Annotated in this window: 8 protein-coding genes; 1 reads left to right on the plus strand and 7 read right to left on the minus strand. The window is 70.3% G+C overall.

What is annotated here, in order from left to right; genetic code table 11:
- Positions 1-129: 129 nt before the first annotated feature.
- From ACFS27_RS05860 to ACFS27_RS05885, 6 genes are all read right to left on the minus strand, one after another.
- Entirely contained in the window at positions 130-1,131 is a 1,002-nt protein-coding gene (locus tag ACFS27_RS05860; protein ID WP_377180903.1) for a sugar phosphate isomerase/epimerase family protein, read from the minus strand.
- Positions 1,132-1,202: 71 nt separating this feature from the next.
- The gene (locus tag ACFS27_RS05865) at positions 1,203-4,685 is read right to left on the minus strand and encodes a ThuA domain-containing protein (RefSeq protein WP_377180904.1); all 3,483 of its coding nucleotides are present in this window, start codon (positions 4,683-4,685) and stop codon (positions 1,203-1,205) included.
- A 152-nt stretch (positions 4,686-4,837) separates the two neighbouring features.
- A complete protein-coding gene (locus ACFS27_RS05870) occupies positions 4,838-6,016 on the minus strand; it encodes a Gfo/Idh/MocA family protein (RefSeq protein WP_377180906.1) in 1,179 nt (392 codons plus the stop codon).
- A 73-nt stretch (positions 6,017-6,089) separates the two neighbouring features.
- On the minus strand, positions 6,090-7,145 hold the full coding sequence (locus ACFS27_RS05875) for a substrate-binding domain-containing protein (RefSeq protein WP_377180908.1): 1,056 nt from the start codon (positions 7,143-7,145) through the stop codon (positions 6,090-6,092).
- 80 nt (positions 7,146-7,225) lie between these two features.
- Positions 7,226-8,164: an ABC transporter permease gene (locus tag ACFS27_RS05880; RefSeq protein ID WP_377183615.1), complete on the minus strand. Its 939-nt coding sequence runs from the start codon at positions 8,162-8,164 to the stop codon at positions 7,226-7,228.
- Positions 8,165-8,199: 35 nt separating this feature from the next.
- Entirely contained in the window at positions 8,200-9,681 is a 1,482-nt protein-coding gene (locus tag ACFS27_RS05885) for a sugar ABC transporter ATP-binding protein (RefSeq protein WP_377180910.1), read from the minus strand.
- Positions 9,682-9,813: 132 nt separating this feature from the next.
- Between ACFS27_RS05885 and ACFS27_RS05890 the strand changes: the two genes are divergently transcribed.
- Positions 9,814-10,995, plus strand: coding sequence for an ROK family transcriptional regulator (locus ACFS27_RS05890; protein ID WP_377180912.1), 1,182 nt, complete (start codon positions 9,814-9,816; stop codon positions 10,993-10,995).
- Between the two features lie 77 nt (positions 10,996-11,072).
- On the opposite strand, the gene ACFS27_RS05895 is transcribed toward ACFS27_RS05890, so the two are convergent.
- Positions 11,073-14,042 (minus strand): family 16 glycoside hydrolase, encoded by a 2,970-nt coding sequence (locus ACFS27_RS05895; protein ID WP_377180914.1) that lies wholly within the window; start codon positions 14,040-14,042, stop codon positions 11,073-11,075.
- Positions 14,043-14,123 lie beyond the last annotated feature (81 nt).

Below are 14,123 nucleotides of genomic sequence, written 5' to 3' on the forward strand. Positions count from 1 at the left end.
GGGCCTCGTGCGCATCCCATTCGTCCGGGGCCCGGTCTTCATTCCTCACGCGGCCCGCCGTCGTACCGTGCCGGCGGGTCGTTCCTGTTCCGTGCCGGTCGTACCTCCCTGGTCAGCTCGCGGTGAGCGTCAGCGGGTCGAGAAGGCCGCGTCGAAGGCCGAGTCGGGGGCGTCGTACGCGTGCGAGCGGACGAACTCGAGGGCCTCCGGTGCGCCGACGAGGCGGTCCATGCCCGCGTCCTCCCACTCGACGGAGATCGGGCCGTCGTAGCCGATCGTGTTGAGCATCCGGAACGCGTCCTCCCAGGGGACGTCACCGTGCCCGGTGGAGACGAAGTCCCAGCCGCGGCGCGGGTCGGCCCACGGCAGGTGCGAGCCCATGCGGCCGTTGCGGCCGTTCGTCATGCGCTTCTTCGTGTCCTTGCAGTCCACGTGGTAGATGCGGTCCTTGAAGTCCCAGAGGAAGCTGACCGGGTCCAGGTCCTGCCACACCATGTGGCTCGGGTCCCAGTTCAGGCCGAACGCCTCGCGGTGGCCGATCGCCTCGAGCGTCCGGACCGTGGTCCAGTAGTCGTAGGCGATCTCGCTCGGGTGCACCTCGTGGGCGAACTTGACCCCCACCTCGTCGAACACGTCGAGGATCGGGTTCCAGCGGTCGGCGAAGTCCTGGTAGCCGGCCTCGATCGCGGCGTCGGACACCGGCGGGAACATCGCCACGTACTTCCAGATCGCGGAGCCGGTGAACCCGATGACCGTCTTGACCCCGAGCTTCGCGGCGAGCCGGGCGGTGTTCTTCATCTCCTCGGCGGCGCGCTGCCGCACGCCCTCGGGGTCCCCGTCGCCCCACACCCGGTCCGACACGATGTCGCGGTGCCGCTGGTCGATCGGGTCGTCGCAGACGGCCTGGCCCTTGAGGTGGTTCGAGATCGCCCACACCTTCAGGCCGTGCCGCTCCAGCAGCTCGAGGCGCCCGGCGACGTACTCGTCGTCGTCCCAGCGCCACGGGTCGAGGTGGTCGCCCCAGCAGGCCAGCTCGAGGCCGTCGTAGCCCCACTCGCCGGCGAGGCGCGCCACCTCCTCGAGCGGCAGGTCGGCCCACTGGCCGGTGAACAGGGTGATCGGTCGTGCCATTTTTTCCTCCGTCGTAGGTGCCAGGTCCCATGGTGCGGGGCGGGCGTGGTGCCCGCCCCGCACCACGCGTATCAGGTGCAGTCCGCCGCGTCGAGGGTGACCAGCAGCGTCGCCTGGCGTCCCGGGCCGTCCGTCCAGTCACCGCTCGCGACGAGGTCGACGTTCGGGTCGGGCCGTGCGGTCACCTGGTAGGTGCCCGCTGCGAGGGCCGCCAGGTCGGCGACCTTGTCGCCGGCCTCGCTGCCGGTCCATTCCTTGATCTGGTAGGACCGCACGCCCGCGACCTCGCGGGGCTCGATGGCTCCCGGGGCATCGCAGGTGGGCTGCACGACGTCGACGGCGGGCGTCGGTGGCAGGTAGGCCACCCCGTCGCCGACGAAGTCGAGCCAGTTCACGTTGGCCTGGCCCGCCGTGTGCACGAAGTACAGCGTGCCCGTACCCGCCGGGACGTCGTGGAGCTCGGCCGTGACGTCGGTGTAGGCCTGCCAGTCGCCGGTCGCCGGGATGGACACGCTGCCGATCTCCGGACCGTCGGGAGCTCCCCACCGGACCGAGACCGGCCCGCCGCCGTTCGGCGAGGCCGCACGGAGGGTGACGGCGGAGATGTTCGTCAGCGACACCGGCTCGAAGGCCCACCAGTCGTCGGGCTCGATGTACCCGATGTTCTGGCCACCGCCCGCGCTGTCGCCGGTCCCCTCACGCTGCACGCCCGCGTCGCCACCGCTGGTCGAGCCAGGGAGCCGGCCGGTGTCGGTGAAGAACTCCGCCTGGAGCCGCTTGGGCTGCAGCACCTGCAGGTCGCTGCCGGTGAGCGGCACGCCGACGGCGCCACCGTCGTCGGCGAACGTGGCCTCGAGCGTCCAGAAGATGTTCGCGTCGGCGCCGTGCCCGTCGTCGGCCGCCGTCTGCAGCACGCCGCTGCAGCCCGTCAGCTCCTCGATGGGGTGCGAGTGCGAGTCGTGCCCCAGCGAGGTGTAGAGCGTGACGTCGGAGCAGTCGACCTCACCGTCCGGGTCGTCGACGGCCACCTCGTACCGGACCTGGTCGCCCCAGGAGAAGAAGCCGCCGTCGTCGGGAAGCGTGATGGAGACGGTCGGCGTGATGTTCCCTACCACCACCGTCACGTTGGCCACCCCGACGGCGCCCGCGGCGTCCGTCGCGGTGAGCTGGGCCGTGTAGGACCCGTTCTCCGTGTAGGTGTGCGTGGGGTTCGCCTCGTCCGACGTCGTCCCGTCGCCGAAGTCCCAGCGCAGCGTGATCGGCTCACCGCTCGGGTGCCTGCTGCCCTCGGACGAGAACTGCACGGCGAGCGGGGCGTGACCGTCGGTGACGTCGGCGGCCGCCTTGGCGATCGGTGACGGGTCGCCCTGGGTGTAGGCGACCTTGTAGATACCGCTGGTGTCGTTGTTCCCGCCGAAGCCGCTGCCCCAGTCGATGGCGTAGAGCGCGCCGTCGGGCCCGAAGTCCATGTCCATGGGCCGGTCGAAGCCCTCTGCGGGGTCGAGCGTCCCTGGCAGGACCCGGTTGATGTCCACCAGGTCGTCCCGCTGCTCGCCGGTGAGCTGGAGGGAGTACACCTTGCCCTGGTTCCACTCACCGAGAAGGGCCTTGCCGTCCCAGTAGGCGGGCCACTTGACGTCGGAGTCGAGCTCGGGGTCGAAGTCGTAGACCGGTCCGCCCATCGGTGCGCCGCCGCCCCCGATCTCGGGGAAGTCCGGGTTGCCGCCGTAGCCGTACCAGACCTCCGCCTCCTTGGCGGGCGGGAGCTGGGCCTGGCCCGTGTTGTTCGGCGACTCGTTGACGACGCCGCCCGCACAGTCGAACGTCTCGCCGGACTGGCTGGTGGCGAAGTCGTAGTCGACGTAGGAGGTGTTGGCGCCCGTGCAGTACGGCCAGCCGTAGAAGCCGGGGTCGCTCACGACGTTCCACTCCACGGTGCCCTCGGGACCGCGCGCGGGGTTGGCCGCGCCGGCGTCCGGCCCGTAGTCGCCGACCAGCACGTTGTCCGTCGCCGGGTCGATGCCGATCCGGAACGGGTTGCGGAAGCCCATGGCGAAGATCTCCGGGCGGGTCAGCTCGGTGCCCTCCGCGAACATGTTGCCGTCGGGGATCGTGTACGAGCCGTCGGCCTCCGGGTGGATGCGCAGCACCTTGCCCCGCAGGTCGTTCGTGTTGGCCGAGGTGCGCTGCGCGTCGAAGTTCTCCCGGCCCGGCCGCTCGTCGATCGGGGCGTACCCGCTCGACTCGAACGGGTCCGTGTTGTCGCCGGTGACGAGCACCAGGTTGCCCTGCGAGTCGAACTGCATGTCGCCGCCCGCGTGGCAGCACCTGTCGCGCTGCGTGGTGACCTTCAGGACCGCCACCTCGCTCGCGGGGTCGAACGTGCCCGTCGCCGGGTCGTAGGCGAACCGCGAGACCCGGTTGTGCGGCCCGTCGTCACCCACGTCCTCGGGCGACCAGTAGAGGTAGACCCAGTTGTTCGCGGCGAAGTCCGGGTCGAGCACGATGCCCGTCAGGCCGTCCTCGTTGGCGAGCGTGACGTCGAGGGTCATCGCCGTCGTGGTCAGGTTGGTCTCCGACGAGATCTGCTGGACCCGGCCGTCGCGCTCGACGTAGAAAACGGTTCCGTTCGGCGCGACGTCAAGCATCATCGGGTTGGCGGTGTTCTCGTCCAGCGCCACCTTCTCGTAGCTCGCGTCCTGGGTCGCGTTGCAGTCGGAGTCGACGACGCCCGCAGCGGTCTGGATGCCGCCGAGCAGGTGCTCGAGGAACGCCGGCTCCGCGTACGACTCGTTGGTGTGCCCGCCGCCCGTGTACCAGGACCGGCCGCCGTCGTAGACGTGGCACCACGCGGTGGGGTGGTCGGCGCCCATGGCGCCGCCGCCCGCGTCGTAGCTGTCCTCGTCGAGGCTGGCTAGCACGTGCACGTCACCGCGCGGGTTGGTGCGGAAGTTGTACCACTCGTCGTGCCGGTCCCAGCGGTCCGGCAGGTGCGCGGTGGAGGCGTGCGCATGGTCCTCGACGTCGATCGTCGCGTCCTGGTTGGCCGGGTGGCTGTTGAAGTAGGCCCCCACCAGCTCGCCGTACCAGGGCCAGTCGTACTCGGTGTCGGAGGCCGCGTGGATGCCCGCGTAGCCGCCGCCACCCTGGATGTACCGCTCGAACGCCGCCTGCTGGTCGGCGCTCAGGACGTCGCCCGTCGTGGACAGGAAGACGACGACCTCGTAGTCGGCGAGGCCGTCGTCCGAGAAGACGCTCGCGTCCTCCGTGGCGGTGACCGTGAAGTCGTTCGCCGCACCGAGCTGAGTGATCGCCTCGATCCCCGTGGGGATCGAGCCGTGCCGGAACGCCGCCGTCTTCGAGAAGACGAGGGCGTCGAAAGGTTCTGCGGCCGCGGCCGCCGGCGCGGCTGCCACGCCGGCCTGCGCGCCGTTCGACGCTGCGCTGGGCGGTTCGACCGCCGATACCGAAGCGGCCGGTAGACCGACCGCTGCTGCGGCCGCTGCGGCCACCATCAGTCGCCGAAGACGGCGGGTTCCATGCACGTTTCTCACCAAGGGCTCCTCATCGAGTCGGATCAGTGCTCGTGCGGTACTCGTGCGGTGCGGCAGCGCCTCGCGGCGGCCTCTTCGATCACCTGGACCTGCGGTTCGCTCCCGGCGGGCGCGCCTCGTCGCTCGGCGCCCCGCCGCCGCTCACCCCCGGCTCAGGTCAGGGGGATCCACCCCCCTCCGGCGGCCGAGCTGCGCTCGACGGCGTCCAGCACGCGCTGGACCTCCAGGCCGTCACGGAACGACGGCGTCGGCTGCCGTCCCGCCGCCAGGTCACCCATCAGGTCGACGACCTGGTGCGTGAACGCGTGCTCGTAGCCGAGACCGTGCCCGGCCGGCCACCACGCGCCGCCATAGGGGTGCTCCGGCTCGGTGACGACGATCCGGCGGAAGCCTGCGGTCGTCACGTCGTCCGTCGCGTCGAAGAAGTGCAGGAGGTTCATGTCCTCGAAGTCGAAGGCCAGCGACCCCTTCGAGCCGTTGATCTCCAGCCGGATCGCGTTCTTGCGGCCCCAGGCGAACCGGGTCGCCTCGAAGGTCGCCAGGCCGCCGCCGGACAGCCGCCCGAAGAAGACCGCTGCGTCGTCCACCGTGACCTTGCCCGTGCGGCCGCCGTCGGCCACACCCGACAGGCCGGAGGACGACGACGCCTCCGGCCGCTCGTGCACGAAGGTCTCGAGCAGCCCGCTCACCCCGGTGAGCGACTCACCGGTGATGAACTTGGCCAGGTCGACGACATGGGCGCCGATGTCGCCGAGCGCGCCGGAGCCCGCCTTCTGCTTGTCCAGGCGCCACGACATCGGCGCCTCCGGGTCGGCGATCCAGTCCTGCAGGTACTGCGCGCGCACGTGCCGGATCTCACCGATCCGCCCCTGCTCCACGAGCTGCTTGGCCAGCGCGATGGCGGGCACGCGGCGGTAGGTGAACCCCACCATCGCGCGCACGCCCCGCTCGGCTGCCGCGTCGGCGGCAGCCACCATCTTCTCGGCCTCGGCCACGCTGTTGGCCAGCGGCTTCTCGCACAGGACGTGCTTGCCGGCCTCCAGCGCCGCCACCGCGATCTCCGCGTGCGTGTCGCCAGGTGTACAGACGTCGATCAGCCCGATGTCGTCCCGGGTCAGCAGCTCACGCCACCCGACCACCGCCTCGTCCCAGCCGAGCCGGTCGGCCGCCGCGCGGACCGCGGCCTCGTCCCGGCCCGCCACCGCGCGCATGCGCGGCGCCAGCGCCAGGTCGAAGAACCGCGGCGCCGTGCGCCAGGCCTGCGAATGTGCTGCCCCCATGAACGCGTAGCCGACCATGCCGACCCCGAGCTCGTTCTCACCGCTGCTCATACCGCGCCTCCCCCCACTCTCGATTCACCGCCGTGTTGCACGCCCCAGCGGGCGTCGTCCGATGCGTCACGCGTCAGGACTCGAAGCCGATGGGGAGGTACTCCTCGACGTTGTCCGCCGTCACGACCGGAGCGTAGAGCTGGACGGTGCGGGGCACGCCGATCGACGCGAGGTCGCCCACGGTCTTGTCCTGGGCGATCAGACGAGCGAGCTTGACGCCGTCGGCAGCCTGGGTGGACGGGTAGACGACCGTCGCCTGGACGACACTGTCGCCGGACTGGATCTCCTCCATCATGTTGCTCGAGCCTGCACCGCCCACCAGGAAGAACTCGTCGCGGCCGGCGTTCTCGATGGCCGCGAGCACGCCGACGCCCTGGTCGTCGTCGTGGTTCCAGATGGCGTCGATCTCGGGCTCGGCCGACAGCAGGTTCGCCGTCTGCTCCTCGCCGCCCTCGACCGTGAAGTCGGCGGCGACACGGGCGTCGACGTCGAGCCCGCAGTCGTCCAGCGCGTCCTTGAAGCCGGTGCTGCGGTCGGTCGTCAGCGGCAGGGAGTCGATCCCGGCGATCTCGGCGACCACCGCGTCCGGGTTGTCACCCAGCTGCTCACAGATGTAGGTGCCTGCGCTCACGCCCATGCCGTAGTTGTCGCCCAGCACCGTGGTGCGGGCGGCGAACGGGCTGGTGAACTCGCGGTCCACGTTGATGACCGGGATCCCGGCCTCCATGGCCTCGAGCGCCACCTCGGTGAGCGCTGCGCCGTCGAACGGCAGCAGCACGATCGCGTCCACCTCGTCGGTGATGAAGCCCTCGATCTGGCTGATCTGCACGTTCACGTCGTTGGTGCCCTCTGCGACGCGGAGCTCGACGTCCTCGTACTTCTCGGCCTCCGCCTCGGCGGCCGAGGTGATGGCGCCCATCCAGCCGTGGTCGGCGGCCGGGGCGGAGAACCCGATGACCACCTCGTCGCCGGGCTCGTCGTTGTCGGTCGTCGTGACAGGGCCGGTCGCGGCCGTCTCCTCGTCACGGGGCTCGTTGCTGACGCAGCCGGTGACGACGAGCGCGGCGCAGGCCGCCGCGATGAAGGCGCCGGAAACCCTGCGCGTACGTACTGCTGTCGAAGAAGTCATCGTGATCTCCCTTGATCCGGGGTCGTGCCTGGGGGTTGACTGAAACAAGTACTGGGTAGGACGTGCGCCGCCGAAGCGGCTCAGGTGCTCGTCGCCTTCTCGCGCGCGGCGAACCACTGCTGCAGGAGCACCGCGCCCACGATGATCGCGCCCTTGGCGATCGCCTGGACCGAGCTGTCGATGTTGTTCAGGATGAAGACGTTGGTGAGCGTCGAGAAGATCAGGACGCCCAGTACCGTGCCGGTGATGGTGCCGCGGCCGCCGGCCAGCAGCGTGCCACCGACGACGACCGCCGCGATGACGTCCAGCTCGAGGAGCGTTCCGTTCGTCGAGGAGCCCGCAGTGGTGCGAGCCAGCGCCATCACGGCACCGATGCCCGCCGTCAGGCCGGTGAGCCCGTACAGGTAGAGCGTGTGCCGCTTGATCTTGATGCCCGCGAGCCTCGCGGCCTCCGGGTTGCCGCCCACCGCGACGGTGCGGCGTCCGAAGGTGGTCCGGTTCATCAGGAACCACCCGGCGACCGCGACGACGATGAAGATCCACACGATCACCGGCAGTCCGAGCAGGTCGGCGCGGAAGGTATCGAGGAACGGGTCCACCTCGACGAGCTGCGTACGCCGTCCGGCGATGAGCTCGGCGAGGCCCCTGGCCGCGGCCAGCATGGCGAGAGTGGCCATGAAGGCCGGCACCTTGCCGTACGCGATGAGGGCGCCGTTCACCAGGCCGGCGGCCAGGCCGACGGCCAGCGCGGTCACGACGATCACCCACCAGCCGTAGTCCTCCGCCAGGTACTGCGTGGACAACGTGGACGCCCAGACGGTGGCCAGGCCGAGCACCGAGCCGACCGACAGGTCGATGCCACCACCGGTGATGACGAACGTCATGCCGATGCTCACCACGCCCGTCGTGGCCGCGAGCGCGAGCAGCGTGGTGATGTTGCCGACCGAAGCGAACCTGCCGCCCGTGGTGGCGACCCCCACCACACACAGCAGGAGCAGGGCGAGCACGAGGCCGCCCATTCGCAGTGCCGGCCCTGACAGGGCCGATCGTCCTCTCACGGGACACTTCCTTCCATGACCATATCGAGCACGGCGTGCTCGTCGATGTCGTCGGCAGGGCTGTCGTGGACCGCCCGGCCGTCGGAGATGACCAGGACCCGGTCTGCCAGGCCCAGCACTTCGGGGATCTCGCTGGACACGACGATGACGGCGGCGCCGTCATCGGCCAGCCGGCGGATGAGGTTGTAGATCTCGGAGCGCGCGCCCACGTCGACGCCCCGGGTGGGCTCGTCGAGCAGCAGGACGCGGCAGCCGTGCACCAGCCAGCGGGCGAGCAGCGCCTTCTGCTGGTTGCCGCCGGACAGCGTGCGCGCGTCGCGGTCCACCGAGGCGGGCCGCAGGTCGAGCGCCTCGACCTGCTCACGCGCCGCTGCGCGTTCCGCCCCCTCGTCGAGCCAGCCGCTGTGGGCGAGGCGCGAGAAGGAGGACAGGGTGATGTTCCGGTACACGGGCTCGTCCAGGAGCAGGCCCTGGCTCTTGCGCTCCTCCGGGCACAGGCCCATGCCCGCGGCGACCGCCGCGTCCACCCCGGAGCGCAGGCGCTTGCCGCCCAGCCGCACGGTGCCCGACGTCGCCCGCCGTGCCCCGTAGATGGTCTCGAGGATCTCGGACCGGCCGGAGCCGACGAGGCCCGCCAGGCCGACGATCTCGCCGGCCCGGACGGTGAGCGAGACGTCCTTGAAGACGTCGCCGAGCCCGAGGTCGGTGACCTCGAGGACCGGCTCCGCACCCTCCGGCACGCCGGGGCGCTCGGGGAACGCGTACTCGACGGCACGACCTGTCATGAGCTTGATGAGGTCGTCCGTCGGCGTGTCCGCGACGGACAGGCTCGTCGCGACCGTACGGCCGTCCTTGATCACGGTGATGCGGTCGCCGAGCTGGCGGATCTCCTCCAGCCGGTGCGAGATGTAGACGACGGCCACGCCGTCGGCCGTCAGCTCGCGCACGATGCGATGGAGGTTCCCGACCTCCTCGGAGTCCAGCACGGCGGACGGCTCGTCCATGATGACCACGCGAGCGTCACGCGAGAGCGCGCGGGCCAGGGAGACGATCTGCTTGCCGGCTGCCGGCAGCGTGCCCACCTCGCGGTGCGGCGAGATGTCCGGGTGGCCGAGCCGCTTCAGGATCGCCCGGGTGTTCCGCGCCGCGTCGGACCGGCGCGTGACGCCGCCCCGTGCGAGCTCGTGCCCGAGGTAGATGTTCTCGGCGACGGTCAGCCCGTCGACGACATCCAGCTCCTGGTAGATCGTCGCGATGCCCAGCTTGAGCGCCGCGACCGGGTTCGGGATCGTCACCGGTTCCTCGTCGAGCAGCACCTCGCCCGCCGTGGGCTGGTGCGCTCCCGCCAAGATCTTGATCAGGGTGGACTTGCCCGCCCCGTTCTGGCCCAGCAGGCAGTGCACCTCGCCAGGGCGGACCTCGAGGTCCACCCCGTCGAGCGCCCGCGCACCGGGGAACTCCTTCACAATGCCCCGCATACGAAGCAGGGGCTGCTCCACCTGTTGCTCTGCCCCATGGGGGTCCACGTCGACCATGTAATGAACGTAGAGGGACTTTTGGCGACGGTCAAGCAAAAGTCGCAACTTCGTTGGCCATGATTGACTAGAGACATGGTGGAAGTGGCACGGGAACTGATGCAGCAGGCGCCCAAGGTCTCTGGAGCGGGGGACATGTTCCAGCTCTTGCGCGACGGCAGGCCGCGCACACGAGCGGATCTTGCGGCAGTCACGGGACAGGCGCGCTCGACGGTCGCCGCGCGGATCGACCTGCTCATGGCGGCGGGTCTGATCGCTCCGGCGGGTGAGGCGTCGTCGACCGGCGGCCGCCCGCCCGCGACGTTCGCCTTCGCGCCGTCCGCCCGGGTGGTGCTGGGGGTGGACCTCGGCGCGACGCACGCGCGGCTCGCGCTGACCGACCTCGCCTCCACCGTGCTCGCGCAGCGCGACCTGCCGCTGCTGATCACCGACGGACCGGGTCCGGTGCTCGACCAGGTCGCCGCGACCGGCGCAGAGCTGCTGGCCGAGGCCGGCCGGTCCCCCGGCGAGCTCGCCGGCGTGGGCGTCGGCCTGCCCGGCCCCGTCGAGCACGCGACCGGCAAGCCGAACAACCCACCGATCATGCCGGGCTGGGACGACGCGGACGTGCCCGCCATCCTCGGCGCGCGGTTCCACGCGCCCGTGCTGGTCGACAACGACGTCAACATCATGGCGCTCGGCGAGCACCGCGCCGCCTGGCCCGACGTCGCGGACCTCCTGTTCGTCAAGGTCGCCACGGGCATCGGCGCGGGGATCATCGCCGACGGAGCCCTCCGGCGCGGGGCCCAGGGCTCCGCCGGCGACATCGGTCACGTCGCGGTCCCCGGTGTCACGGACATCGTGTGCCGGTGCGGGAACATCGGCTGCCTCGAGGCGATAGCCAGCGGGCTCGCCGTCGCGAACGCGCTGGAGGGCACGACCACGCCCGCCGACGTCGTCGCCCTGGTGCGAGCCGGCGACGTCGCCGCGAGCCAGGCGGTGCGCCAGGCCGGGCGGGACATCGGTGCGGTGCTCGCCACGAGCGTGAGCCTGCTCAACCCGTCGATGATCGTCATCGGTGGCATCCTCGCCGACGCGGGCGAGCACATCGTGGCCGGCATCCGCGAGGTGGTCTACCAGCGGTCCCTGCCCCTCGCGACGCAGCACCTGCGCATCGTCACGGCCCGGACCGGCGCCCGCGCCGGCGTGCTCGGCGCGAGCGCCATGGCGGTGGACCAGGCGCTGTCCTCCGAGGCGGTAGACCGCCTGGTGGCGTGACCTCAGTTGGCTGTGGGCGCGATCTTTGCACCTAAGTCGGACACATAAGTGCAAAGATCGCGCCCACAGCCAAGGGGTTAGCTGAGCTCCTTCACCCGGACGTCGCGGTAGAAGATGGTCTCCCCGCCGCCGTGGTTCTGGAGACCCACGTACCCCTGGGCGAGGTCACGCGCCGGGTCGGTGCTGACGAAGTCGTTCACCAGCACCCCGTTGAGCAGGACCTTGATGTTCTGGCCCTCCACCTTGATCTCGTAGGAGTTCCACGAGCCGACCGGCTTCAGCGCCTGCTCCACCGCGGCCGCGTCCGCACCCTGGAAGGTGTAGATGGACCCCGTGGTGCGGTCCGGCTCGTCGCTGGCGTCGACCTGGATCTCGTAGCCCTGGTTCACGGCGACCCACGGGTCGTTCCCCGGGTTGGGGAAGCCGACGAAGATGCCGCCGTTGTCGTCCTTGATGAGCTTCCAGTCCAGCTTGAGGCTGTACTCGCCCAGCTCCTGGCCGGTGTGCCAGAGGAGACCCATGCCGCCGGTGCTGCGGATCGAGCAGTCGCTCTGGCGGCCGAACGAGCCGGCTCCGGCCAGACGCCACTCGTCGAGGGACGCGAGGGTGCCGTCGAACAGGGCCTCGTAGCCCTCCTCGTAGTCCTTCGACCCGCAGATGTCCGGGTTGCCGTTGCCGACCTTGAGGACGTCGAGGTTGACGTTGCCGTCGTCCTCCGCGTCGTAGCGCAGGGTGATCGAGTTGACGCCCTTGCGCAGCGGCAGGTCCCGGGAAGCGGTCGCCCAGGTCTTCCAGTCACCGGTGGACTCGAGCGCCCACGGCTCGACCTCCTGGCCGTTGACGAGCACGGAGATCGTCTTGGTGCCCTCGAACGGGTTGGGACCGTTCGAGTACCGCAGGCTCACCGGCTGGTCACCCGTGCGCTTGGCGGTGGCCGTGAAGGTCGCCGAAGCGCCCACCTGGTTGAACCCGGCCGCGAAGCCGGAGCCGGAGTAGCCGCTGTGCTCGGTGGCCACGTTCGCAGAACCCCGCAGCGAGGCCTCCTCCGCCTCGAGGTAGCCCCGCTCGGCCGGAGCCTTGTAGCCGGGGATCGTGTTGAGCGTGTACCAGGCCTCGGTGTTCCACAGCTCGCGGCCCTCGGTGTCCGCGAACGGGCGCGGGCTGCGCAGGTGCACCACGCGTCCCGGCTCGAGCCCGTCCACCGTGAGGGTCACCTTCGTGCGGTCCCGTGACACCTTCGCGCCTGCGACGAACAGCGGTCGCTCGTCGACCTTCGGCCCGCCGTAGTTGCGGGTCGGCACGTAGCGCCAGTGGTCCATCCGGAACGCCGCGTTCGGGTCCTCGGCGATCTTCGCCACCGTCTCGTCGGACAGCGGCTGCGTGTACTCGACCTCGAAGCCCTTCTTGGTGGCGCGCATCTCGGTCATGTCGAAGGCGTCCTGGCCGTTCGGCGTGAGCTTCTGCAGGCCGTAGCGCAGCTTGCCCGGCTCGCTCCAGTTGCCGCCCTCACCGATGCCGCCCACGTACAGGGCGCCGTCGGGCCCGACAACGGTGCGGTTGACGCCGGCCTCCAGGCCTGCCGAGTGCCGGAACACCGCGCCCTGGTACTCGCCCTCGACCTTCTCGAGGAACCCGCGCTGCAGGCCGCCATAGGTGACGTCACCGAAGACCAGCTGGCCCGCGTACGGGCCCTCCTCGAGCTGCACCGGGGCGCTCGGCGAGTTGCCGATCTCGTTCTGCGGCACCCACAGGGCCGGAGCCGAGACGGGCTGGTCGTCGTACGGACCCGCCGGGTTGGTGAAGTGGTTGAAAAACTTGCCCTGCTCGATGTGCACGAGCTTCGAGCTGGGCAGCCAGGCACCCTGGTTGTCCATCACGAACAGCTCGCCGTCCGGGCCCTTGACCATGCCGTTGGGCGTGCGCAGACCGCCGGCCACGTAGTCGATCTCGCCGCTCTCGCGGTTGATCTTGATGGTGCTGCCGCGGTTCTCCGCCGGCTGCGGGTCCGTGGTGGCGCCGCCGTTGTTGATGGCGACCGACAGGCTGACGTAGAAGTTCTCGTCGTCGTGCTCGAGGCCGAAGGCGAACTCGTGGAAGTTGCCGCCGAAGGGCCACTCGGCCACCGTGGTGTGCTCGTCGTAGAAGCCGTCACCGTCGGGGTCGGTGAGCTCGGTCAGGCCGTCGCGCTCGGAGACGAAGATCGAGTCCTCGATCACGGCCACACCCATCGGGTTGAGCAGGTCGGTGGCGACCTTCTCGTAGGTCACCTGGTCGGCCGAGGTGTCACCGGTCACGTTGTCCAGCAGGAAGACCTCGCCCGGCTCCGGGTCCGGGACCCAGCCGCCGGGGCTGACGGAGCCCGACGTGGTCACGACGAGCTGGTCGTCGTCGGTCCAGTCCATACCGGAGACCATGGGCTCGAAACCCTCTGGGCGCAGGTCGGTGAGCGTGTAGCCCGGGTGCACGGAGTCGAGGCGCATGCCGTCGCCCGCCGAGTCGTCCTGACCCTCGCAGTACTTGGTGCCCGGAGCGGTCACCCGCACGACGTCGGCCTCGGTGCTCAGGGCCGACGACGGCACCACCGCGAACTCCGCGGCACCCGGCGGGCGCCACTCGAGCCGAAGGATGTTGTCATTCGTGTTGTCGAAGTACTCCACGCGCAGGTCGTGGAAGCCGGCGTCGAGGGCGATGGTGCCCTCCTTCGAGGACTCGCCGTGCAGGCCGTCGTGGTCCACGACGACCGTGTCGTCGATCGACAGCCGCGACCCGTCGTCACTCGTGAGCCGGAACTCGTAGTTGCCGGCGGACGGCACCGACAGGTTGGCGAGCGCATGCGCGATGAAGCGCTCGCTCATGCCGAAGTCGGCTTCCTCGGTGTAGTCGATCGTCGGCTTCAGCTGGTCGACATTCGGCGTCTGGCCCGAGCGGAGCGTGCACAGCTCGCTGAGATCACGAGCCAGGTCGTACGTCCGGAGCGTGACGCCCGGCTCCTGCGGCGGCAGATCATCGGTCGCCGCCGTCGCTGCGGGGACGGTCCCCGTCAGCATCACTGCTGTTATTGCCGCTGCAGTCGCGGCTGCGGCTACCTGTCTCGTACGAGTTCTGGTTCCACGTTGACGCATGAAGTC

Source organism: Promicromonospora vindobonensis (assembly GCF_042685865.1).
GTDB lineage: Bacteria > Actinomycetota > Actinomycetes > Actinomycetales > Cellulomonadaceae > Promicromonospora > Promicromonospora vindobonensis.

Coding starts and splice junctions, on each gene's coding strand:
- ACFS27_RS05860 (WP_377180903.1), bottom strand. CDS start 1,131: ATGGCACGACCGATCACCCTGTTCACCGGCCAGTGGGCCGACCTGCCG.
- ACFS27_RS05880 (WP_377183615.1), bottom strand. CDS start 8,164: ATGGGCGGCCTCGTGCTCGCCCTGCTCCTGCTGTGTGTGGTGGGGGTC.
- ACFS27_RS05870 (WP_377180906.1), bottom strand. CDS start 6,016: ATGAGCAGCGGTGAGAACGAGCTCGGGGTCGGCATGGTCGGCTACGCG.
- ACFS27_RS05895 (WP_377180914.1), bottom strand. CDS start 14,042: ATGCTGACGGGGACCGTCCCCGCAGCGACGGCGGCGACCGATGATCTG.
- ACFS27_RS05885 (WP_377180910.1), bottom strand. CDS start 9,681: ATGCGGGGCATTGTGAAGGAGTTCCCCGGTGCGCGGGCGCTCGACGGG.
- ACFS27_RS05875 (WP_377180908.1), bottom strand. CDS start 7,145: ATGACTTCTTCGACAGCAGTACGTACGCGCAGGGTTTCCGGCGCCTTC.
- ACFS27_RS05890 (WP_377180912.1), top strand. CDS start 9,814: ATGGTGGAAGTGGCACGGGAACTGATGCAGCAGGCGCCCAAGGTCTCT.